Annotated in this window: 19 protein-coding genes; 6 read left to right on the top strand and 13 right to left on the bottom strand. The window is 67.7% G+C overall.

Going from position 1 to position 23,125, the window contains the following annotated elements; all coding sequences use genetic code 11:
• Positions 1–171 precede the first annotated feature (171 nt).
• The 5 genes from gltB (at position 172) to AB4083_RS10550 (ending at position 11,124) form a co-directional block, all read left to right on the top strand.
• The gene (gltB, locus tag AB4083_RS10530) at positions 172–4,620 is read left to right on the top strand and encodes a glutamate synthase large subunit (RefSeq protein WP_441607751.1); all 4,449 of its coding nucleotides are present in this window, start codon (positions 172–174) and stop codon (positions 4,618–4,620) included.
• Positions 4,621–4,748: 128 nt separating this feature from the next.
• Complete coding sequence (locus AB4083_RS10535) at positions 4,749–6,161, top strand: FAD-dependent oxidoreductase (protein WP_441607752.1); 1,413 nt, start codon at positions 4,749–4,751, stop codon at positions 6,159–6,161.
• 383 nt (positions 6,162–6,544) lie between these two features.
• Positions 6,545–9,328 carry a TonB-dependent receptor gene (locus AB4083_RS10540; protein WP_441607753.1) on the top strand — a complete coding sequence of 928 codons (2,784 nt, stop codon included), beginning with the start codon at positions 6,545–6,547 and terminating at the stop codon, positions 9,326–9,328.
• A gap of 136 nt (positions 9,329–9,464) precedes the next feature.
• A complete protein-coding gene (locus AB4083_RS10545) occupies positions 9,465–10,346 on the top strand; it encodes a methylglyoxal synthase (protein ID WP_441607754.1) in 882 nt (293 codons plus the stop codon).
• A gap of 4 nt (positions 10,347–10,350) precedes the next feature.
• Positions 10,351–11,124: an NRDE family protein gene (locus AB4083_RS10550; protein WP_441607755.1), complete on the top strand. Its 774-nt coding sequence runs from the start codon at positions 10,351–10,353 to the stop codon at positions 11,122–11,124.
• Positions 11,125–11,148: 24 nt separating this feature from the next.
• On the opposite strand, the gene AB4083_RS10555 is transcribed toward AB4083_RS10550, so the two are convergent.
• From AB4083_RS10555 to AB4083_RS10610, 12 genes are all read right to left on the bottom strand, one after another.
• Positions 11,149–11,550, bottom strand: coding sequence for a YchJ family protein (locus tag AB4083_RS10555; RefSeq protein WP_441607883.1), 402 nt, complete (start codon positions 11,548–11,550; stop codon positions 11,149–11,151).
• 85 nt (positions 11,551–11,635) lie between these two features.
• Positions 11,636–12,238 carry a DUF938 domain-containing protein gene (locus tag AB4083_RS10560; RefSeq protein ID WP_441607756.1) on the bottom strand — a complete coding sequence of 201 codons (603 nt, stop codon included), beginning with the start codon at positions 12,236–12,238 and terminating at the stop codon, positions 11,636–11,638.
• Positions 12,239–12,242: 4 nt separating this feature from the next.
• A complete protein-coding gene (locus AB4083_RS10565) occupies positions 12,243–12,440 on the bottom strand; it encodes a hypothetical protein (protein WP_441607757.1) in 198 nt (65 codons plus the stop codon).
• Positions 12,441–12,614: 174 nt separating this feature from the next.
• Positions 12,615–13,193 carry an NnrU family protein gene (locus AB4083_RS10570; RefSeq protein ID WP_441607758.1) on the bottom strand — a complete coding sequence of 193 codons (579 nt, stop codon included), beginning with the start codon at positions 13,191–13,193 and terminating at the stop codon, positions 12,615–12,617.
• Between the two features lie 39 nt (positions 13,194–13,232).
• Positions 13,233–13,778 carry a HutD/Ves family protein gene (locus AB4083_RS10575; RefSeq protein ID WP_441607759.1) on the bottom strand — a complete coding sequence of 182 codons (546 nt, stop codon included), beginning with the start codon at positions 13,776–13,778 and terminating at the stop codon, positions 13,233–13,235.
• Positions 13,775–15,877: an ATP-dependent DNA helicase DinG gene (dinG, locus tag AB4083_RS10580; protein ID WP_441607760.1), complete on the bottom strand. Its 2,103-nt coding sequence runs from the start codon at positions 15,875–15,877 to the stop codon at positions 13,775–13,777. Before dinG ends, AB4083_RS10575 begins: the two co-directional genes overlap by 4 nt.
• Positions 15,878–16,140: 263 nt before the next feature.
• On the bottom strand, positions 16,141–16,788 hold the full coding sequence (locus tag AB4083_RS10585) for a DsbA family oxidoreductase (RefSeq protein WP_441607761.1): 648 nt from the start codon (positions 16,786–16,788) through the stop codon (positions 16,141–16,143).
• A gap of 108 nt (positions 16,789–16,896) precedes the next feature.
• Positions 16,897–17,403 carry a DUF1993 domain-containing protein gene (locus tag AB4083_RS10590; RefSeq protein ID WP_441607762.1) on the bottom strand — a complete coding sequence of 169 codons (507 nt, stop codon included), beginning with the start codon at positions 17,401–17,403 and terminating at the stop codon, positions 16,897–16,899.
• Positions 17,400–18,764, bottom strand: a complete 1,365-nt coding sequence (locus AB4083_RS10595; RefSeq protein WP_441607763.1) for a TCR/Tet family MFS transporter — start codon at positions 18,762–18,764, stop codon at positions 17,400–17,402. The genes AB4083_RS10590 and AB4083_RS10595 overlap by 4 nt, the downstream gene beginning before the upstream one ends.
• 103 nt (positions 18,765–18,867) lie before the next feature.
• Positions 18,868–19,203: an EF-hand domain-containing protein gene (locus AB4083_RS10600; protein ID WP_441607764.1), complete on the bottom strand. Its 336-nt coding sequence runs from the start codon at positions 19,201–19,203 to the stop codon at positions 18,868–18,870.
• Positions 19,203–19,802 carry a GTP cyclohydrolase I FolE gene (folE, locus tag AB4083_RS10605; RefSeq protein ID WP_441607765.1) on the bottom strand — a complete coding sequence of 200 codons (600 nt, stop codon included), beginning with the start codon at positions 19,800–19,802 and terminating at the stop codon, positions 19,203–19,205. Before folE ends, AB4083_RS10600 begins: the two co-directional genes overlap by 1 nt.
• Positions 19,803–19,861: 59 nt before the next feature.
• Positions 19,862–20,620 carry a hypothetical protein gene (locus tag AB4083_RS10610; RefSeq protein WP_441607766.1) on the bottom strand — a complete coding sequence of 253 codons (759 nt, stop codon included), beginning with the start codon at positions 20,618–20,620 and terminating at the stop codon, positions 19,862–19,864.
• 127 nt (positions 20,621–20,747) lie between these two features.
• Between AB4083_RS10610 and AB4083_RS10615 the strand changes: the two genes are divergently transcribed.
• On the top strand, positions 20,748–21,563 hold the full coding sequence (locus tag AB4083_RS10615; protein WP_441607767.1) for a shikimate 5-dehydrogenase: 816 nt from the start codon (positions 20,748–20,750) through the stop codon (positions 21,561–21,563).
• A 115-nt stretch (positions 21,564–21,678) separates the two neighbouring features.
• Here the strand turns inward: AB4083_RS10615 and rmuC are convergent, their stop codons facing one another.
• Entirely contained in the window at positions 21,679–23,121 is a 1,443-nt protein-coding gene (rmuC, locus tag AB4083_RS10620; RefSeq protein ID WP_441607768.1) for a DNA recombination protein RmuC, read from the bottom strand.
• Between the last annotated feature and the right edge of the window lie 4 nt (positions 23,122–23,125).

Here is a 23,125-nt window from a genome sequence, read left to right on the forward strand (position 1 = left end):
TGGTCGACTGTAAAACATATCCGAAAGTTGCCGCCAATTTGGCCGTCCGAATGACTTTGACGCGGCGCACCAACTATGCTCTAGTCGAATCAACACCCACGTACGGGGCAGTGGCGCAACGCGCGCCGCTGGGAGTACGTGTCCCTCACATCCGTCGGCCGGGGAGGCAAGATGGTCCAGGCAGGTGCACCGGCGCTGTACGACGCCGCGTTCGAACACGATAGCTGCGGTTTCGGTCTGGTCGCCCAGATCGACGGCCGCGCCAGCGCATGGGTGGTCGATACCGCTTTCGAGGCGCTGGCCAAACTTTCGCACCGCGGCGGCGTCAACGCCGACGGCATCAGCGGCGACGGCTGCGGCGTGCTGGTGCACAAACCGCAGGCCTGGCTGGCGGCGCTGGCGGCGGAAGCGGGCTTGTCGGTAGGCGAGCGTTTCGCGGCGGGCCTGGTGTTCCTGGATCCGGCCGCCGGCGCGGGCGACGAAGCCTGCGCCACTCTGGAAGCCTTCGTGCGCGAGGAAAACCTGCGCGTGGCGGGCTGGCGCGAGGTGGCGGTGAATCCGGAGGCCTGCGGGCCGCTCGCCGCCGCGGCACGACCGCGCGTGCGGCAGCTCTTCGTGGAGGCACAGGGCCAGGACGACGACGCGTTCGAGCGCGCCCTGTTCCGCGCCCGCCGCCGCGCCGAGACGGCGCTGGCGCAGGACGCGCATTTCTATGTGGTGAGCCTGTCCGCCCAGGTCATCGGCTACAAGGCGATGGCCGCGCCGGGGCGCCTGCGCGAGGTCTATCCGGACCTGGGCCACGCGGCCCTGGTCTCCGACGCGATGGTGTTCCACCAGCGCTTCTCCACCAACACCACGCCGCAGTGGAGGTTGGCCCAACCGTTCCGCCTGCTGGCGCATAACGGCGAGATCAACACCATCCGCGCCAACCGGCGCTGGATGCAGGCGCGCGAATCGATCCTGCGCTCGCCCCTGCTGGACCTGGCCGACCTGGGCCCGCTGGTGCGCCAGACCGGTTCCGATTCGGAAAGCCTCGACAACGCGCTGGAAGTGCTCACCACCGGCGGCCTGGAACTGATCGCCGCGATGCGCGTGCTGGTGCCGCCGGCCTTCGCCGCGCGCGAAGGCATCGACGAAGACCTCGCCGCGTTCTACGAGTATTACGCCCTGCACAGCGAACCCTGGGACGGCCCTGCCGGGCTGGTGATGTGCGACGGCCACTACGCCGCCTGCACCCTGGACCGCAACGGCCTGCGCCCGGCGCGTTGGGCGCTGTCGGACGACAACCATCTGATCGTCGCGTCCGAAGCCGGCCTGTGGGACGTGCCGTCCGCGCGCGTGATCGCCAAGGGCCGCCTCGCCCCGGGCGAGATGATCGCGGTCGACTTCGCCAACCAGCGCCTGCTGCGCAATGCCGATATCGACGATATCAACCGTCGCCGCGCACCGTACCGCGACTGGCTGCGCGCGGGCGTGAGCTATCTGGAATCCGATCTGATCGACCCTTCGCTGGCGGCCGAACCGCTGCCGGCCGAGCAGTTGCGCTGCTACCAGAAGCTCTACGGCCTGTCGCGCGAGGAGCGCGAGTCGGTGCTCAAGGCGCTGGCCGAACTGGAGATGGAAGCCACCGGCTCGATGGGCGACGACACCCCGATCGCGGCGATGTCGCGCCAGGTGCGTCCGCTGTTCGACCGCTTCCGCCAGGCCTTCGCCCAGGTCACCAATCCGCCGATCGATCCCCTGCGCGAAAAGCTGGTGATGTCGCTGGTGACGCAGATCGGTGCGGAAGGCAATCCGTTCGAGCTGCAGCCGGAGAACGCCAAGCAGATCCTGATCAACTCGCCGGTGCTGTCCCAGCGCAAGCTGCGCCAGCTGCTGGCGCTGCCGCAGTTCACCGGCACGCCGCGCTTCGACCTGATGTATGCGCCGGAGGAAGGACTGGAAAGCGCGCTGCGCCGGCTGTGCAGCGAAGTGGAGCGGGCAGTGCGCGACGGTTGCGCGCTGGTCTTCCTCAGCGACCGCTACCCGGAGCGCGGCCTGCTGCCGATCCACTCGCTGCTGGCCACCGGCGCGGTGCATGCGCACCTGATCGATGCCGGCCTGCGATGTCAATGCAACATCCTCGTCGAGACCGCCACGCCGCGCGACCCGCACCAGTTCGCCTGCCTGATCGGCTACGGCGCCACCGCGATCTATCCGTGGCTGGCTTACCAGAGCCTGTTCGAACTGGGCCGCGAAGGGCATATCGCCAGCGATCGCATGGAAGTGGGCCGCAGCTACCGCCGCGGCATCCGCAAGGGTCTGCTGAAGATCCTGTCCAAGATGGGCATCTCCACCGTCGCCGGTTATCGCGGCGCGCAGCTGTTCGAGATCGTCGGCCTGGCGCCGGAGGTGGTGGCGCTGTGCTTCCCCGGCACGCCTTCGCGCATCGGCGGCGCCGGCTTCGCCGAGCTTGAGCACGACCAGCGCCTGCTCGCCGCGGAAGCCTGGAACGAAGCGCAATCGCTGCGTGCCGGCGGCCTGTACAAATACGTGCACGGCGGCGAGTACCACATGTACAACCCGGACGTGATCGCCAGCCTGCAGAAGGCGGTGCGCAGCGGCGAGGCGTCCGACTATCGCGCCTACGCCGACTTCGTCGATCGCCGCCCGCCGTCGGCGCTGCGCGACCTGCTGAGCCCGCAGCCGCTGCGCGAGGCGGTGTCGCTGGAAGAAGTGGAATCCGTGCAGAGCATCCTGTCGCGCTTCGATTCGGCCGGCATGTCGCTGGGCGCGCTGTCGCCGGAGGCGCACGAGGCGCTGGCGATCGGCATGAACCGCCTCGGCGCGCGCAGCAACTCGGGCGAGGGCGGCGAAGATCCGGCGCGCTACGGCACCGAGAAGATGTCCAAGATCAAGCAGGTCGCGTCCGGACGCTTCGGCGTCACCCCGGCCTACCTGGTCAATGCCGAAGTGCTGCAGATCAAGATCGCCCAGGGCGCCAAGCCGGGCGAGGGCGGCCAGCTGCCGGGCCACAAGGTGGACGCGACCATCGCGCGGCTGCGCTATGCCAAGCCCGGCATCGGCCTGATCTCGCCGCCGCCGCATCACGATATCTATTCGATCGAAGACCTGGCCGAGCTGATCCACGACCTCAAGGAGGTCAATCCGGCCGCGCTGGTCTCGGTGAAGCTGGTCAGCCATGCCGGCGTCGGCACCGTCGCCGCGGGCGTGGTGAAGGCCGGCGCGGACCTGATCACGGTCAGCGGTCACGACGGCGGCACCGGCGCCAGCCCGCTCACCTCGATCAAGTACGCCGGCACGCCGTGGGAACTGGGCCTGGCCGAGACCCAGCAGACCCTGCGCCGCAACGACCTGCGCGGCCGCGTGCGGCTGCAGACCGACGGCGGCCTGAAGACCGGCCTGGACGTGGTGAAGGCCGCGCTGCTGGGTGCGGAGAGCTTCGGCTTCGGCACCGGCCCGATGGTGGCGCTGGGCTGCAAATACCTGCGCATCTGCCACCTCAACAACTGCGCCACCGGCGTCGCCACCCAGCACGCGGTGCTGCGCAAGGAACACTTCATCGGCCTGCCCGAGATGGTGATGCACTACTTCCGCTTCGTGGCGGAAGACGTGCGCGAACATCTGGCGCGGCTGGGTGCGCGCAGCCTTGCCGAGATCATCGGCCGCAGCGACCTGCTGCAGCAGCTCGACGGCGCCACGCCGGTGCAGCACAAGCTGGACCTGCGCCCGCTGATCCACGGCGATGCGCTTGGCGCCGACGTCGACTTCGCCTGCGCCTTGCCGCGCAATCCGATGCGCGACGACGCGGCGCTGGCGACACGCATCGAGCATGACAGCCGCGACGCTGTGGCGAACGGCACGGGCGGCGAGTTCCGTTATCTGATCGCCAACACCGACCGCGCGATCGGCGCGCGCCTGTCCGGCGACGTGGCGCGCCGCTGGGGCGACCACGGCATGGATCAGCAGCCGGTGCTGCTGCGCCTGGAAGGCGCGGCCGGCCAAAGTCTTGGCGCGTGGAATGCCGGCGGCGTGCATATCGACCTGATCGGCGAAGCGAACGACGGCGTCGGCAAGGGCATGGCCGGCGGCCGCATCGTGGTGCGCCCGCCGCTGGACTCGCCATTTGCCAGCCAGGACGCCGCGATCATCGGCAACACCTGCCTGTATGGCGCCACCGATGGCGAACTGTTCGCCGCCGGCCGCGCGGGCGAGCGCTTCGCGGTGCGCAACTCCGGCGCGCTGGCGGTGGTGGAAGGCGCCGGCGACCACTGCTGCGAGTACATGACCGGCGGCGTGGTGGCGGTGCTGGGCAAGGTGGGCCTGAACTTCGGCGCGGGCATGACCGGCGGCTTCGCCTACGTGCTCGACCTGGAGCGCGATTTCGTGGACTGCTACAACCACGAGCTGGTGGACATCCTGCGCATCTCGCCGGAAGGCATGGAGCACTACATGCAGCACCTGCGCGGACTGGTGTCGCGCCATGTCGAGCTCACCGGCAGCGATTGGGGCCGGCAGATCCTGCGCGACTTCCGCGGCCTGCAATACAAGTTCTGGCTGGTGAAGCCGAAGGCCGCGAGCCTGGATGCGCTGGCGGAAGAACTGAGGAGTGCGGCGTGATGACCATGACGACGCTGCCGCCTGGAAGCGGAACCGGGAAACGCATCGTACGGAACGGGCGAAAACGCACGATCCGCACGGCTCTTCCTCGCTGATCCCTTCCACTTTTTGCAGACTCTTCCAGCCCCATGCCAGATAAGTCATTTCAATTCCTCCACGTCGAACGCCAGACGCCGCGCACCGTTCCGGTTGCGATCCGCGTGCTCGGCTACGGCGAGATCGCCGGCGACTTCGCGGCGCCGCAAGCGGCCGGCCAGGCGGAGCGCTGCATCGATTGCGGCAACCCGTACTGCGAACACGCCTGCCCGGTACATAACTACATTCCGAACTGGCTGAAGCTGGTGCAGGACGGCCGCATCCTCGAAGCCGCCACGCTGATGCACGAGACCAATCCGCTGCCGGAAATCTGCGGCCGCGTCTGTCCGCAGGACCGCCTGTGCGAAGGCTCGTGCACGCTGGAGCAGACCGATTTCGGCTCGGTCACCATCGGCAGCATCGAGCGCTGGGTCACCGACGAGGCGCTGCGCCAGGGCTGGCGCCCGGACCTTTCCCGCGTGCGCGAGACCGGCAAGCGCGTGGCCATCGTTGGCGCCGGTCCTGCCGGCCTGGCTTGCGCCGATCGCCTGCGCCGCGCCGGCATCGCCGCCGACGTCTACGACAGCCAGAACGAGATCGGCGGCCTGCTCACCTTCGGCATCCCGCCGTTCAAGCTGGACAAGGGCGTGGTGCGCACGCGCCGCGACGTGCTCGAAGGCATGGGCGTGCGCTTCCTGCTCGGCCGCGAGGTGGGGCGTGACGTGGAGTTCGGCCAGCTGCTGGACGACTACGACGCCGTCTTCGTCGGCACCGGCGCCTATACCTACGTGGATGCGGAACTTCCGGGCCGCGAGCTGCACGGCGTGCACGATGCGCTGCCGTTCCTGATCGCCAACACCGAGCGCCTGCTGCGCGACGAGCCGGCGCCGCACGCCTTCGATTTCCGCGGCAAGCATGTGGTGGTGCTCGGCGGTGGCGACACCGGCATGGACTGCAACCGCACCGCGATCCGCCTGGGCGCGGCCTCGGTCAGCTGCGTGTACCGCCGCGACGAGGCGAACATGCCCGGCTCCGCGCGCGAGGTGAAGTACAGCCGCGAGGAGGGCGTGGAGTTCCTGTTCCAGCGCCAGCCGCTGCAGATCCTGGGCGATGCCGAAGGCAAGGTGCGCGCGGTGCGGGTAATCGACACCACGCTGGTGAAGGACGGCCACGGCCGTGCGCGCCCGCAGAACGTGCCCGGCACCGAGGCGGAGCTTCCCGCCGACGTGGTGATCCAGTCCTTCGGCTTCCTGCCCAGCCCGCCCGATTGGCTGCGCTCGCACGGCGTGGCGCTGGATCGCTCCGGCCGCATCGTCACCGGTGCCGGCAGCAGCCTGCCGCAACAGACCAGCCATCCGCGCATCTTCGCCGGCGGCGACAACGTACGCGGTGCGGACCTGGTGGTGCGTGCGGTGTATGACGGCCGCGAAGCGGGTGGCTCGATCGCGCAGGCCTTGTTGGCCTGAGCCGGGGACCAGCACCAGAAAAATAAAGCGCCGCCCGGGAGGGCGGCGCTTTTTTCTTGTCGATGATTACTCGCGGGTTCTCCGCATTATCGAAAAGAATTGGAACGTTCTAAATAAGCCAATTAATCGAGAAATAGCGTTCCGCCTGATTGATCCTGATTATGTCGGGCGCTTTCAGGCACGCCTTATGCAAACTACATTGCTGCGCAAAAACTTGCGGCATCAATAACTTAGTTTGCGTTGTAATGGCCTTGTGAAGCGAACCTTAAAGTGCTTGACTCTCTTCCGAGCCCATTAAGCATGCACCCATCGCGGCGCATTCCCCCACCCGGCTGGTGGGCTCTCTGGCGCAATGCCATAACAAACAAAGAGAGGCCATCCCCATGAAGCGCAACCAGCTTGCACTGACATTGGTCGGTTTATTGTTTGCTCCGGTCGGGGCTGCTCTTGCTCAAGACGCAGCCACTCCACCCACGCCACCCACGCCGCCACCGCAGGAACAGGCCAAGCAACTGCAGACCATCACCGTGACCGGTTCGGCGGTGCCACGCATCGACGTGGAAACGCCATCGCCGGTCACCGTCATCTCCGCCCAACAGATCCAGCGCAGCGGCCTGACCACGGTTTCGGACGTGGTGCGGTCGATCTCCGCCGACAACAGCGGCTCGATCCCCAACGCCTTCGCCAACGGTTTCGCCGCAGGTTCTTCCGGCGTCGCGCTGCGCGGCCTGACGGTGAACTCCACCCTGGTGCTGGTCGACGGCCATCGCGCCGCCAACTATCCGGTGGCGGACGACGGCCAGCGCTCCTTCGTCGATCTCAACACCATTCCGCTGGCCGCGGTGGACCGCATCGAAGTGCTGAAGGACGGTGCGTCTTCGCTGTACGGCGCGGACGCCATCGCCGGCGTGGTCAACATCATCCTCAAGCCTAACTACAAGGGCGTCGAAGGCACGGTCGACATCGGCACCTCGCAACATGGCGGCGGTTTCACTCGCAAGGTGACCCTGCTGGCCGGCGGCGGCGACCTGGAGAAGGACGGCCACAACGCCTACGTCGCCATCCAGTACCAGAAGGACAACCCGATCTGGCTGCGCGACCGCAGCTTCCCGTTCAATACGCAGGACCTGCGCTCCATCGGCGGCCCCGACCTCAATGTCGGCCAGCCGGGACAGCGCACCGGTTCGGTGTACGGCTCGGTGACGCCCGGTTCGCTGACCCGGCCCGGCGACATCACCAGCGGCACGCCCAATGCGGGTGCGCTGGCGCAGCCGCTGCGCGCCTGCGGCGCCAACTCGATCGGTGTCACCGACGGCACCGGCAGCTACTGCGAACAGAACTTCCAGTCGCTGTACGGCCAGGTGCAGCCGTCGATGGAGCAGGGCGGCATTTATGGCCGCTTCACCGTCAAGCTCAACGACACCACCCGCGCCTATATCTCGGCCAGCTATTTCGAGGCCAAGACCTGGGTGCCGGGCCTGCCGCGGCAGATCCAGAACAGCACGCCGAACAACACCAACAACATCGCGTTGCCGCCGGGCAATCCGAGCAACCCGTTCCCGAACGACTACGCGCTGATCAACTACGCGTTCGGCGACATGGCCAACGGCTTCAACTACGACAACCACAATGCGCGGCTGGTCGGCGGCGTGTCCGGTGCGTTCGGCGACTGGAACTACGACGTCACCGCGGTGATCAACCACGACTGGCTGGACACCAAGCAGTACGGATACGTCAGCTACGCCGCGTTGCTCGATGCCGTCAACAACGGCACCTACAACTTCGCCAACCCGGCGGCGAACAGCAGTCGCGTGCGTGCGGCGCTGGCGCCCGGCTACAGCAAGACCTCCACCTCGGACCTGGACGAACTGGACCTGGCCGCCAACCGTTCGCTGTGGGATCTCTCCGGCGGCGCGCTCGGCTTCGCGGTCGGCGCGCAGTTCCGTCACGAGTCGATCGACGACCCCACGCTCAATCCCAACTTCGAGTTCCAGGGGCTGGGCAATGCGCAGACCAAGGGCAGCCGCAATGTGTCGGCGGGCTATGTGGAGTTCAACGCGCCGCTGCTCGAATCGCTCGAACTGGACCTGTCCGGCCGCCTGGACCACTACTCCGACGTGGGCACGCACTTCACGCCCAAGATCGGCTTCAAGTGGAAGCCGTTCGACTGGGTGGCGTTGCGCGGCACCTACTCCAAGGGCTTCCGTGCGCCGAGCTTCGCCGAGAACGGCTCCAGCTCGTCGCAGGGCTTCATCAACCATACCCCGCCGCCGGACTTCATCACCGCGCATGGCGGCGCCGGCAATGGCTACGTCAACCAGTACTCGCTGTCGCTGTTCACCCTGGCCAACAAGAACATCAAGCCGGAGAAGGCGCGCAACTACACCCTCGGCGTGCTGGTGCAGCCGACCAGCTGGCTGAACGTGTCGGTCGACTACTTCAACATCAAGAAGGAGAACGTGATCGGGCCGGCCGACGCCTCCTCGGCGCTGGCCAACTACTACGCCGGCCTGCCGCAGGCACCGGGCGTGGTGGTGATCGCGGACACGCCTGATCCGCTGCATCCGAACGCGCTGGCGCGTCCGGCGGAAATCGACAACCTGTACATCAACGCCAACTCGCTGAAGACCACCGGCGTGGATGTGGACCTGCAGGCGCACTTCGATTTCAGCCGCGACATGCACTACATCAGCCAGTTCAGCGGCACGCAGATCTTCAACTGGGCGCTGACCCTGCCCGACGGCACCAGGCAGCAGTTCGTCGGCACGCACGGGCCGTATCAGCTGTCGTCCGGTGCGGGCACGCCGCGGACGCGCATGTCCTGGTCCAACACCTTCGTGTGGGGGCCGGCCACGGTGACCGGCACGCTGTACCACGTGAGCGGCATGGCCAACTACGCGCTCGATGCGGGTTCCGATCCGAGCAACTGCCAGACGCCGATCCCGCTGAGCTGTCGGGTCGGTTCGTTTACCTATATGGATCTGACCGGCAGCTACCAGATCAACGACCACCTCGCGATCACCGCCTCGGTGATGAATCTGTTCGACCGCAAGCCGCCGTTCGATCCGGCCAACTACGCCGGTGGCGGCGCCAACTACAACCCCACGTACGCGCAGGCGGGCATGGTGGGGCGCTTCTACAACCTGGGCGTGAAGCTGAAGCTCTGAGTCAAGGGGAGTCCGGGGGCGGCGCGCCGGTTTCCGGCGCGCCGCTTTTTTATGCCCGACGAGGCCTGTGTTGTTCCCGCCCCGCGGCTGCGCGCGGTACGCTCTGCGTTCGATTCATGCCCGGGAAACACTGCAGATGCGCATCGGCCTGGCCGCCAATCAAGCCCATCACAGCCACGCGGAGTCCGCGCTGTTCCGCTGGCTGCGCGCCAGCCAGCAAGGCATCCGCGAGCTGGGCATCCGCCTGCATGCGGTGGGCCGCACCTACGACGCGATCGTGCGCGACGGCGTGCTCGGCGATTACGACGGTTTGCTGCGCTACCCCTACGGCCGCGAGGGCGGCCTGATGAAACTGGTGGCGGAGATCGTCGGCCTGCCGGCATCCGGACGTGCGCTCGATGGCGCGGTGTACCTGATGCATCCGGTCGATCCTTCCTCGATCTTCCCCGAGGCGATCGCGCTGAAGCGCCAATGCGTGATCCACCAGAAACCGTTTATCTCGACCGTGGCCTCGGCGCGCGACTGGGTGGAGCAGGAACGCATCCTGGCCGGGTTCGCGCCGGACCCGGGAGCGGATGCGCTGCACGCACTGGAAAGCCAGACGCTGGCGTTGATCGCGCACGATGCGATGAAGTCGCAGATGGTGGCCTACGCTGCCGAACACTTCGACGTGCTGTCGCGTTTCGCGCGCCGCATCGCCACCGGCACCACCGGCCAGCGGCTCAACGAACTGGCCTGGAGCCGCGGCTGGCCGCAGGACCAGGACTGGGTGCAGCGCTACCAGAGCGGCCCGATGGGCGGCGATGCGCAGATCGCCGACCTGGTGCTGGAGCGGCACTGCCAGCGCGCCTTGTTCTTCGAGGACCCGCACGTGGCGCGCCAGCACGAGGCCGATATCCAGCTGCTGGAGCGTGCCGTTACCACCGTCACCGACGACGCGGTGTGTATGACCTCGCCCGCCGTGGCGCGCCGCTGGGCCGAGGCGGTGCGCCGCCGTGCCGCGTTGCGGCCGTGCTGACGCCATGTGCCTGATCGCCTTCGCCTGGCAGGCCCATCCGCGCTGGCGCTTGCTGCTGGCCGGCAACCGCGATGAGTTCCACGCGCGCCCTAGCGCAGCGCTGGCGCGCTGGAACGACGGCACGATGATCGGCGGCCGCGATCTGGAAGCGGGTGGCACCTGGCTGGGCGTGACCGATGCGGGTCGCTGCTGCGTGGTGACCAATGTGCGCGACCCGCGCGATCCGCAGCTCGGTGCCTCGCGTGGATTGCTGGCCACGGATTACCTGACCGGCACGGCGGATGCCGCGACGCATGCGCAGCTCTTGCTGGCGAATGCGGCGGGCTATCGCCCCTTCAACCTGCTTACCTTCGATGCGGGCGCTGCGTTCTATCTGGGCAACCGCCCCGCGCCCAAGGCGCAGGCGGTGACGCCGGGCGTGCATGGTTTGTCGAATGCGGACTTCAATACGCCCTGGCCGAAGACGCGCGGCTTGATGCATCACCTGGAAAGCTGGCTCGCCACGCATGGCGACGGCGACGACTTCGCGCCGCTGTTCGCCGCACTCGCCGACGAGCATCGCGCACCCGACGAACAACTGCCCGACACCGGCGTAGGCCTGGAACGCGAACGCTGGCTGTCCTCGGCGTTTATCCGCGGCGAGCTGTACGGCACGCGGGCCAGCACGGTGGTGGCGCTGGGACACGATGGACGCGGCGTGATCGTGGAGCGGCGTTTCGGGCCGAACGGCAGCGAAGAGGGCGAGACGGCGATGAGCTTCGGCGGTAGGTTGGGGTGAGCCACAGGCGAACCCCAACCTACGTCACGCGTCAGGGAAGCTGCCGCCGACGTAGTACCAACGCCCATCCTCGCGCACGAAGCTGCTGATCTCGTGCATGCGCTGGGCCTTGCCGCCGCCATAGCGCAGCCGCGCGATGAATTCGACGGTAGCGCCGTCGCCTTCGCTCTCGTGCCGCTTCACGGTGAGCCCTAACCAGGTCGGCGCCGGCTGCTGCGCGCCCAGCTTGAGCGTGGCCGGCCGCGTGCTGGCGTGCCAGGTAGCAAGCAAATAGTCCTCGCGCTTCAGCACATAGGCGCTGTAGCGCGAACGCATCAGGGTTTCCGCCGTAGCCGCCGCCGCGCCTTCGTGCAGCGGCCCGCAGCAGCGCAGGTAGCCGGCGGGATTGCCGCAAGGGCAGGGAGTGAGCGTGTCGATGGCTTGCACGGAGAGATAAGGCGGCGCGTGGCGTGGACGATGGGACATCATGCCACCCGCAACCGGGCTTGGCACGGCGTGCCGGCCAAATGGACTAGGGCAGCACCTGGCCGCGGCGCCACACCAGGCAGCGATTGTTCGCGGGCATCGCGATGTCGGCCACCGCTTGGAAGCCGGCGCGCGCGGCCAATGCCTGCACCGCTTCGGCATCGCGGATGGCCATGTGCGCGCCGCGGTTCTTCAGCCACTGGTCGAACGCGGCGTTGCTGTCGCTGCTGTAGCGGCCGCCGTAGTTGAAGGGGCCGTAGATGACCAGCACGGCATCGTCGGAGGTGACGTCGGCCAGCCGCGCGAACAGGGTTTCGACTTCAGGCCAGCCCATGATGTGCAGCGTGTTGGCGCTGAATACCGCGTCGTAGCGGTGTGCCGGCCAGGCGCCGGCGACATCGAGCGTCAGCGGTGCAGGCGTGTTGGGCAGTGCGGCTTCGTCCAGCCAGAGATGGATGCCGGGCAGGTTCTCCACCCGGTCCGAGCATTGCCAGTTGAGCCATGGCATCGCCGCGGCGAAATGCACGGCGTGCTGTCCGGTGCCGCTACCGATCTCCAGCGCGTCGCGCTGGCCGGCGAAGTGTTCGCGCAGAACCGCGAGGATCGGCTCGCGGTTGCGTTCGCAGGACGGCGAGTTCGGTTTCTCCACCCGCTCAGGCGGGGCGGCCGCGCAGGATGCGCGCCGGCAGCATCAGCAAGGCGCCGAGAAAGGAGAACAGCGCATTCACCGTGATGCCGACCAGGCGCAGCGGCAGCGTCAGCAGCCACACGATGGGATACAGCACCAGCGCCAGCAGGGCGATCGGCCAGCAGAACACCAGCAGCAACAACCAGAGCAGGAAAGCGGCCATGGAGGCTTCCTCGCGGGAACGGGTAAAGGGTGCGGTCACTCTAGCGCGCTGCGTTGCGATGGGGGAGATGACTCCCTACACCCCTCGATCTACTTCTCAAACCTGACGTAGGTTGGGGTTCGCCTGCGGCTCACCCCAACCTACGCCGATCCATGGGCGCAAGAACGTGCGGGCTCAGTGCATCGGGTTCACGCCGATCCAGCGCAGATGCAGGTAGAAGGCGAACAAGGCCCAGGCCGCGACGCCGACGGCGACCGTCACCAGGGTTCCGCGCAGCGTGCCGGCCGGGTAGACCGTACCGTTGGCGCGGTCGCGCCGCCGCGACATCACGAAATCGACCACCGCCCACAGCAGGAACGCGCCGAACAGCACCACGTCGCGCAGCATGCCGGTGGCCAGCAGATGGCCGAAGGCCCAGAACTTCACGCCCATCAGCATCGGATGGCCGAGCCTGGCCTTGAAATGATTGCGCGGCACGTAGGCGGCGACGAACAGCACGAACGCCACCAGGGTGAACAACGCATTGAGATGGCGCAGCGCCATCGGCGGCACGTACAGCAGCACCGGTTCCAGGCCGGCGCGGCGGAAGCCGTAGATCAGCAGCACGAAGCCGGCGATGGAGACCAGCGAGTACAGGCCCTTCCAGCCCTTGTCGCCGAAGCGCGCTATCTGCCGCGTGCGCCAGCCGGGAGCGAGCATGCTTATGGAATGCACGCCCAGGAACAGCAACAGACCCAGGATCAGCAGTGTCATCGGGAACCCCTTCCGGATGGATGGCGCGAGTATAGAGCGCTAAGCGAGACGTACCGCCAGGGCGATGGTTTCGCCGTCCAGCGGCAGCATTTCCTGCATGCCGGATGGCACATGCCACACGTCGCCGGGTTGCAGTCGGCCCTCCGGCGTGACGAGTTCCGCCCGAACGGCATACACCAGGGCGACGCCGGCCAGCGCATGCACCCCCGCCTGCCAGGTTTCGATGCGTCCTTCGGCAACGCCACGCCGCAGCATCAGGTTGAAATCGCGGGTGGCGCCGCCGAGCAGCATGACGTCCACCGAAGCTTCGCCGGCAAACGCGAACGGCACATACGGATCATCCAGCCGATGCTCGCGTCCATCCGCAAAGCGCATGACGAAACCGGCGCCTTCCAGCAGCGCGATCTGCCGATCCACCCCGGGAAACGCGGAGAATGGCGCCGCGCTGTCCACCTCGGCCACGCTCACGCGCCAGCCGAAGTTGCTCATGTCCGCGCCCGGCGGATGGATGGCCAGCTCGCGCGTGCGCCCCATGCCGTTCTTCCACGGCGTCACCGCGATAGCGGCGCCGCGCACGATGCTCATGCCGCGCGCTCGATCGCCCGCGCAAACGGTGGCAGCGCATTGAGCATGCGTTCGCCGTAGCGCTTGGTCACCACGCGGCGGTCGAGCAGCACGATGCGGCCGTGGTCGGTCTCGGTGCGGATCAGGCGGCCGCAGTACTGCGTGAGCAGGCGCGTGGCGTCCGGCACGGTCACTTCGATGAATGGATTGCGCCCGCGCGATTCCAGCCACTCGGCATAGGTGGCGCCGACCGGATCGGTAGGCACCGCGAACGGCAGCTGGGTGATCACCACCGTCTCGCACAGCTTGCCGGGCAGGTCCAGGCCCTCGCCGAACGAGGCCAGGCCGAACAGCGTGCTGCCCTTGCCGGCTTCGATGTCGACGATGTGCTCGGCCACCAGTTGCGCCTTGCCCAGCGAGCCCTGCGCGCGCACCTTGCGCACGCATTCGATCGGCAGCTTCTGCAGCACGCGGTCGAGCTTGGCGCGCGAAGTGAACAGCACCAGGTTGCCTGCGCCCCAGTCGAGATGGGCGGCGAGCCAGTCGCTGATTTCCTGCGCATGTTCCTCGCGCGCGTCCGGCATGGCGCGCAGCGCCGGCACTTCCAGCCGCGCCTGCAGCGCCAGATTGAACGGCGAGGGCAGGCTGAGCGTGACCGCGCTGTCGGGCAGGCCCACGGCATCCGCAAAGGTGCGGAAATTGCCGCCCGCGCTGAGCGTGGCCGAGGTCATCACCACCGCGCTGGCGTTCTCCCACAGCACGCTGCGCAGCAGGCCGCCGGCAGAGACGGACGAGGCATGGCAGACCAGCTGCTGGTCGCCGGACAGCGTCACCCAGCGCGCCAGCGGCGGGCCGCCTTCGCGGTCCTCGCTGGACCAGGCGCGCCAGGTGCGCAGCTGGCGGTCGATGCGTTCCAGCGCCATGCCCAGCTCGCGCGACAGCGCTTCGTTGGTGGGGCCGCTCTCGGTCATCTCGAGCACGGCGCGGCGCACGGCGCCGATCCAGCGCTCGATCTCGCCGGTGAACACGTACAGCACGCGCGCGTGCTGCACCCAGGATTCCGGCAACTGGCCGAGCGAGCCGCGGTACATCGGCTCGTCGTCATTGGGCGAGGGCAGCCAGTGCAGGCGGATGTCTTTTTCCAGTTCTTCCAGCGCGTCGCTCAGCTCCTGCAGCTTCTCGTCGCCGGCGTCGAGCGAAAGCTTGCCGATCACTTCCTTGTCGGTCAGCGAATAGGCGGCGTGGATCTGCCGGCCCAGGCGGCTGAGCTGGCGCACGGTGGCGCTCATATGCACTTCGGCCGCGCCGCGGTCGATCGCCTTCGACGGCACGTGGTGGCCTTCGTCGAAGATGTACAGCACTTCATCGGGCTTGGGCAGGATCACGCCGCCGAAGCCGTCTTCCTCGCGCGGCATGGTGAGGTCGGCCAGCACCAGGTCCTGGTTGGCCACGATGATTTCCGCATCGCCCACCGCGCGGCGCGCGGCAAAGAACGGACAGGCCATGAACTGGCCGCATTTGCGGCCGGTGCAGCCGCCGGCGCTGGTGGTGATCATGGCGCGCAGCAGGTCGCCAGGGGTTTCCGGCGCGTTGTCCATGTCGCCGTCCCATTCGTGGCGGTCGAACGCGCCGACGAGCTTGTTCAGCAGCTGCTTGTCGCGTTCGGCCGGCGGCTTGGACCACAGCGCCAGGTCCGCCTCGAAACCAAGCCCCATCTGCGCCGTGTCCTGCAGGCTGTTGCTGGCCATGGCGAGATTGCGCGGGCACACATAACGGCCGCGCCCCTTGGCCAGCGCCACCTTGGCCTCGCGGCCGCTGAGCTTGAGGTACAGCGGGATGTCGCGCTGGACCAGCTGTTCTTGCAGCGCGATGGTGGCGGTGGCGATCAGCAGCTTCTTCTTCTGCGCGCGCGCCACTTCGACGCCGGCAATGAGGTAGGCCATCGACTTGCCGGTGCCGGTGGGCGCCTCGATCACCGCGGCACCGCCCTCCACTGCCAGCGCCTTGGCCACCTCGGCGATCATCTTTCCCTGCGACGCACGCGCGCGAAAGCCGGGCAGGCCTTCCTTCAGGCGCGCATACGAGGCGCGGATGGATTCCTTGGTTTCGTCGGTGAGCATGGGGCCGGCGGGAAGACTGCGATAGGCGCGGCCGGGAGATGGCTGGCGCGGTCCGGCCATTGTAAGGGCTGGAGGACGAGCGGGGAGATCGGCAGAAACATGCCCCTCAGCTCGTCATTCCGGCGCAGGCCGGAATCCAGTAGTGGAAGCGCTGGATTTCCGCGATAGCTTTGGATCGGCTTTTCGCGACCATCGAGCGATATCGCCACTGGATTCCGGCCTGCGCCGGAATGACTGTCCATGGGACGCGGATCCGCTCTTGCTCAGCTCTCCGCCGCGATGCGGCGCAGGCTTTCCTCGAACACTTCCGGCGGCTGGCCGCCCTGGATCAGGTAACGGTCGTTGACGATCACCGAGGGCACGGCGCGCACGCCTTGAGACTGGTAGAAGGCCTCCTGCGCGCGTACTTCGTCGGCGTAGCGGCCGTCTTCCAGCACCTGGCGCGCCGCATCGGCGTCGAGGCCCACCTGGGCAGCCGCGGCAACCAGCACCTCGCGGTTGCTGACATCGCGGCCATCGGTGAAATACGCCCCCAGCAGCGCGCGTTTCAGCTCGCCCTGGCGGCCCTGCGTCTCGGCCCAATGCAGCAGGCGGTGCGCATCGAAGGTGTTGTAGATGCGGCTGCGCTTATCCAGATTGAAAGTGAAACCCACATCGGCCCCGCGCTGGCGGATCGCCTCCTGGTTCTGCTTCATCTGCTCCGGCGTGCTGCCGTACTTGCGCGCCAGATGCTCGCCCACGTCCTCGCCTTCCGGTGCCAGCTGCGGGTTGAGCTCGAACGGTTGGAAGTGGACCTCCACCTGCACGTCGTCGCCGAGCCGGCGCAACGCCTCATCGAGCGAACCCAGGCCCACGGCACACCAGGGGCAGACCACGTCGGAAACGAAATCGATCTTGAGTTTGTTGGCCATGGCGGGCGTCCGAAAGTGAGAACGGACCAGAGATGCGGCCTGGATGCGCGCAATCAAGCCAGCGCCGCCTGCAGCAGGCGGCGCGTGCAGCGCTTACATTTTCCCCGCTTACATCTTCCCCATGAAATCCGGCTTGCCCAGCTCTACCCCCGCCACGCGCAGGATCGCGTACGCCGTGGTGCAGTGGAAGAACAGGTTCGGCAGCACGAAGTGCAGCAGGTAGGCCTGGCCTTCGAACTGCTGCTCGCCGTTGCGGGTCTTGATGGTGACGGTGCGCGATTCGCTGCCGTCGACCTGTTCGGTCTTGAAGCCCTTGATGTATTCCACGGCGCGTTCGATGCGCGCATAGAGCTGCTCGAAGCTGGTCTCGGTGTCTTCGAACTTCAGCGGCTCCACTGCGGCCAGGCGGGCGGTGCCGTTCTTGGCCATGTCGGTGGCGATCTGCACCTGGCGCACCAGCGGATGCATGTCGGGGATCAGGCGGGTCTGCAGCAGCACGTCGGAAGCAATGCCCTTGGCGTGCGCGTGCGCTTCGCCTTTCTTCAGCACGTGCTGCAGATTGGCCAGTGCGCGCAGGAACACCGGGACCGAGGCCTGGTACATGGAAAGCGTCATGAGGATGGCTCCGAGGAGTGGATGGGATCGGCATCGACCGGCTGCGTCGTGGCGACCGGCGACAGATCGTGGGGAACAACGGCGGCGCAGGGCGTGGGCTCTTCGTGCGGCACCCGCGAGGGGTCCGTCACGTGCCGCGCGGTGCGTGCGGCGATCGCCGTGCCGAGCACCAGCAGCGCGGCGGCGACCAGGAAGGCGAGGCCGGGCAGATGCAGCGGCGAGGACGGCATGATCGAGACGGAGAAGATCTGCGCGAACAGGGTCGGGCCGAAGATGCCGGCGAAGCTGCCGAGGCCGGTGATCGCGCCCTGCAGCCGGCCCTGCTCGGTGGCGTCGACCTGCTGCGTCATGATCGCCTGGATCGGCGGCCCGGACAGGCCCCACAGCGCCAACAGCGGGATGCCGATCAGGAACACCCAGCCCACGTTGGCCAGGCCCATCAGCAGGAAGGCGCCGATGCCGCACAGCATGCCGGCGACCAGCACCCGTCGTTCACCCCAGCGCGGCGTCAGCCGCCCGGTGAGGAAGGCCTGCACCGAGCCGTCGCAGGCGCCCACCAGCATCAGCACCAGGCCGACCGCCTGCGTGCCCCAGCCGTAGCGGTAGTCGGCGTAGAGCACGAAGGTGGTCTGCAGCACGTAGTGCGCCAGGTAGACCAGGAACATCACCGTGCCCAGCCTGAGCAGCACCGGGTCGCGGCGCAGCAGCTTCAGCGCGGCCAGCGGATGCGCGCTGTGCAGCTCGAAGCGCGCCGTGCGGTGCTCCTTCGGCAGCGATTCGGGCAGCACGAACAGGCCGTAGAGGAAGTTGCACAGCGCCAGGCCGGCGGCGACCCAGAACGGCAGGCGCAGATCGATCGCGCCGAGCACGCCGCCCACGCCCGGCCCCATGATGAAGCCCAGACCGAACGCGCCACCGAGCATGCCGAACGCGGCGGCGCGCTTCTCCTTCGGCGTGATGTCGGCGATATAGGCATTGGCGGTGGTGAAGCTGGCCGCGGTCATGCCCAGCACGATGCGTCCCAGCAACAGCAGCCACAGCGTGGGCGCCAGCGCCAGCACCACGAAATCCAGGGCCAGGCCGAGGTTGGAGATCAGGATCACCGGACGCCGGCCGAAGCGGTCGGACAGCGCGCCCTGGATCGGCGCGCAGATGAACTGCACCACGGCGAACACCGTGCTGAAGATGCCCACCCAGGACGCCGCCGCGGCGATGCCGCCGCCGGCAAGTTTTTCGATCAGGTGCGGCAGCGTGGGGATCACGATGCCGAAGGCCAGCATGTCCAGCAGGACGGTGACGAAGATAAAGGCTACCGCCGCGCGCCGCCGCGGCTCGGAGACTGTGGTGACAGGCTGGTCCATGGTCGGCCGGCAGGATGAAAGCGCGAACGATAGCGCAAGGCGCATGACGCGCGTTGTAGCGGCGCATCATGCGCCGGGTCGGCAGGCAACCCGGGAAAAACCCTCAGGCTGGCGGCGCCGCGAGTTCTTTCGCGTCCAGGTAGCCGTCGTGGTTGCGGTCCAGCTTGTGGAACTGGCGGCGCAGGTTGTCCTGGTGGCTGCGCAGGGTGATCGGCTTGCCGTGGCCGCCGGGGAGTTCCTCCGGCTCCAGCACGCCGTCGCCGTTGGTATCCATGCGGCGGAAGCCGGCGCTGAGGTAGTCGACGTATTCCTGCTCGCTGATCCGCCCGTCGCCGTTCGCGTCCATCAGCTTCAGGTACTCGGCCGGCGTGCCCGGATAGCCCTGGGCCGCGGCCAGCCACGGCAGGGCCAGCAGGGCCGCGACCAGGGCGGTGCGCATCAGCGCACGCCGCCGCGGATGCCGATGAACTGCAGGAATTCGGCGCGGGTGCGCGCGTCGTCGCGGAACGAACCCAGCATCTGGCTGGTGACCATCGACACCCCGCGCTTGTGCACGCCGCGGGTGGTCATGCATTCGTGGCTGGCGTCGATCACCACCGCCACGCCGGCGGGCTGCAGGTTTTCCTGGATGCACTGCGCGATCTGCGCGGTGAGCTTTTCCTGCACCTGGAAGCGGCGCGCATAGGCTTCCACCACGCGGGCCAGCTTGCTGATGCCGACCACGCGGTTGGTCGGCAGGTAGCCGACGTGGGCGCGGCCCACGATCGGCGCCATGTGGTGCTCGCAATGGCTTTCGAACTCGATGTCGCGCAGCACCACCATCTCGTCGTAGCCGGCCACTTCCTCGAAGGTGCGGCGCAGGTATTCGCCCGGATCGGTGAGATAGCCGGAGAACCAGTCACGGTAGGCCTTGACCACCCGCTTGGGCGTGTCGAGCAGGCCTTCGCGCGAGGGGTCCTCGCCGGCCCAGCGCAACAGCACGCGCACCGCCTCCTCGGCCTGCTCGGGGGTGACGTCGCTCGGGTGCTGGTCGCTCATGGGGGTTCCTTACGTGGCGCAGGGGTCAAGTGTAGCGCCAGCGTCAAGTGCCAGGCTTTTCAGGGGTCCGGGACGAAGCGGCCGGGGAACGGATCGGGGCGCACCGGGCGCGGGCGTTCGCAGGGGATCACGCACTGCGCGGCGAGATTGTTCCAGGTGTCGTAGTACAGCGTGACCACCTCGTCCGGCGAACTGGAGGCGCGTTCGAATTCCACTTCGGTGACGGCGGAGTTCTCGCGCTCGCCATGGCCGGTGCCCAGCGGTGCGCTGGCCTTGGCCGCGCGCTGCAGTTCGCCGCTCGCCGCCGGCGCGGCGGCCTGGTTCATGGCCCGGTCGGCCTCGTAGGCCGGCTCGTAGACCGGCGGCGGCAGCGGCTTGCGGCGGAACACGGCCACGCCGATCACGCCCACATTGTCCGGCCGCCCGGTCTTGGCGGCATAGCTCTGCCCAATATCGGTGAACACGAAATCGGCGACCTGGCTGAGGCTCTTGCGCCAGCCCAGCACATCGGTGTTCGCGCGCGGATCGAGCACATAGCCGGCCTGCGACCAGCCGGCGGTCTGCCCCGATACCGCGTTGACGCCATCCACCGACAGCACCGCCAGCAGATCGTCGCCGCTGCGGCTACGCAGGGTGACGCGGTAGCGGTGGCCGGGTTGGCCGGCGACGTAGTAGCGGCCCTGGTGCTGGTACACGGGCAGGCTGCGCTGGGTGTCGCGGTCGTACACGCTCAGGTCCAGCAGGCGACCCACGGCAGCGGCCGGGGCGGCGTGGGCGAGGCCGGCGGCGATGGCCAGCGCGATCAGCAGGGTTTTCATAGACGGGCTCCGGCATGCATCGCGGCTCGATGCGTGGGATGGAACGCCATGCCGGCGCCGATGGGGTTGATCGATGGCGTGCCGGCTCTTTATGGTCCCGGGTGACGATTCGAAAAGTGAGTACGCCATGACCCTGCGCATTTCCCGCAACACCAGGCTGTGCATGTCGCTGTCCGGCCGCCCTGGCAATTTCGGCACGCGTTTCCAGAACTATCTGTACGAGGCGCTCGGCCTGGACTACGTGTACAAGGCGTTCACCACGCGCGACCTGCCCGCGGCGATCGGCGGCATCCGCGCGCTGGGCATCCGCGGCTGCGCGGTCTCGATGCCGTTCAAGGAGGCCTGCATTCCACTGGTGGATTCGATCGATGCGTCGGCGAAGGCGATCGATTCGGTCAATACCATCGTCAACGATGACGGGCATCTGCATGCGTACAACACCGACTACATCGCAGTGGCGCGGCTGATCGCACAGCATCGGGTGCCGCCCGAACTCACGCTGGCCTTGCGCGGCAGCGGCGGGATGGCGAAGGCGGTGGCTTGCGCGTTGCGTGACAAGGGTTTCAAGCGCGGGCATATCGTGGCGCGCAACGAGCTCACGGGCCGGGCGTTGGCGGAGAGTTGCGGTTATGCGTGGGCGCCGGATATGCGTGGCGTCGAAGCGCAGTTGCTGATCAACGTTACGCCGATCGGGATGGAGGGGCCGGAGGTCGATGCACTGGCCTTCACCGAAGCGGAAGTGGAGCGCGCCAGCGTGGTGTTCGACGTGGTGGCCTTGCCGCCGGAGACGCCGTTGATCCGGCTGGCGCGTGCGAAGCGGAAAAAAGTGATCACCGGCGCGGAGGTGATCGTGTTGCAGGCGGTGGAGCAGTTCGTGCTGTATACGGGCGTGCGGCCGGAGGATCGGCTGATCGCGGAAGCGGCGGCGCACGCGCTGGCATAAGCGGCGGGTTCATCGCTCGGCGTAGGTTGGGGTGAGCGCAGCGAACCCCAACAATGCGATGCGCCCGGATGTACCTGTGTTGGGGTTCGCTGCGCTCACCCCAACCTACGTCTGCTCAATCGCCCGCCTCGTCCTCTTCTTCGATTTCACCGCTTGGCACATCGCCCAGCAACTGCTGCACCTGCTCCCCCGGCAGCGTCTCCACGTGCCGCAGCTTCCGCTCGATCGCACGCGTCCGCACCCCCGCCTGATCGATCACATTGCTCGCCTCGGTGAGCTTCTTGCGCGTCTTCTCCAGCACCCCGGCGAACTTGCCGAACTCGGTCTTCACCGCCGCCAGCAGCTGCCACACCTCGCTGCTGCGCTTCTCGATCGCCAGCGTGCGGAAACCCATCTGCAGGCTGTTGAGCAGGGCGGTGAGCGTGGTGGGGCCGGCGAGGGTGATGCGGTATTCGCGTTGCAGCAGGTCGGACAGGCCGGGGCGGCGGATCACTTCGGCGTACAGGCCTTCGGTCGGCAGGAACAGGATGGCGAAGTCGGTGCTGTGCGGCGGCGCGACGTATTTGCCGTGGATGCGCTTGGCCTCCTCGCGCACGCGCACTTCGAGCGCGCGGCCGGCGGCGAGTGCGGCGTCGGCGTCGGCGGCCTCCTGTGCGTCGAGCAGGCGCTGGTAGTCCTCCACCGGGAATTTCGCGTCGATCGGCAGCCAGACCGGCTGATCGTCCTGGCTGCCGGGCAGGCGGATGGCGTATTCCACGCGCTCGGCCGAGCCGGGCACGGTGGCGACGTTGGCGGCGTATTGCTCGGGAATCAGGATCTGTTCGAGCAGCGCGCCCAACTGCACTTCGCCGAAGGTGCCGCGCGTTTTCACATTGGTCAGCACGCGTTTGAGGTCGCCCACGCCGGTGGCCAGGCTCTGCATTTCGCCGAGGCCGCGCTGCACCGCTTCCAGCCGTTCGGAGACGAGCTGGAAGGATTGGCCCAGGCGTGTTTCCAGCGTGGTCTGCAGTTTTTCGTCGACGGTGGCGCGCATCTGTTCGAGCTTCGCCGCGTTGTCGTCCTGGATTGCCTTGAGCTTGCTCTCCAACGTGGCGCGCACTTCGCCCATCCGCTTTTCGTTGTCGGCGGTGAGCGCGGCCAGGCGCTGCTGCTGCTGTTCGCCGAAGCGGTTGAGGGCGAGGGTGAGTTCCTGGCGGCTGTGGCGCGCGTCCTCGGCGAGGCGCTGCGCCAGCGCCTGCAGGCCGGCGTCGGTGCGCTCGGTGAGCAGGGTCAGACGCTGGCCGAAGCCGTCGATGCGCTCGGCCTGATGCTGGCTCATGCCGCCGAGCTGTTCGCTCATATGCGCGCGGAAGCGGTCGAAGCTTTGCTGCAGTTCCTCGCGGCCGGTGCGCTGTTCCTCACGCAGGATGCGCTGCAGGCGTTCGCCGTCGTCTTTCAGCGCATCCAGCCGTGCGTGCAGGCCGCCGCCGTCGCGCGAACGCAGCAGCACGGCCAGCGAGGCCAGCGCGGCCAGGACGAGCAGGATCAGGACAAACAGCAGGACTTCGGTAAGCGACATGGCG

It is taken from the genome of Dyella sp. 2RAB6 (assembly GCF_052115385.1).
Taxonomy (GTDB): Bacteria; Pseudomonadota; Gammaproteobacteria; order Xanthomonadales; family Rhodanobacteraceae; genus Dyella_D.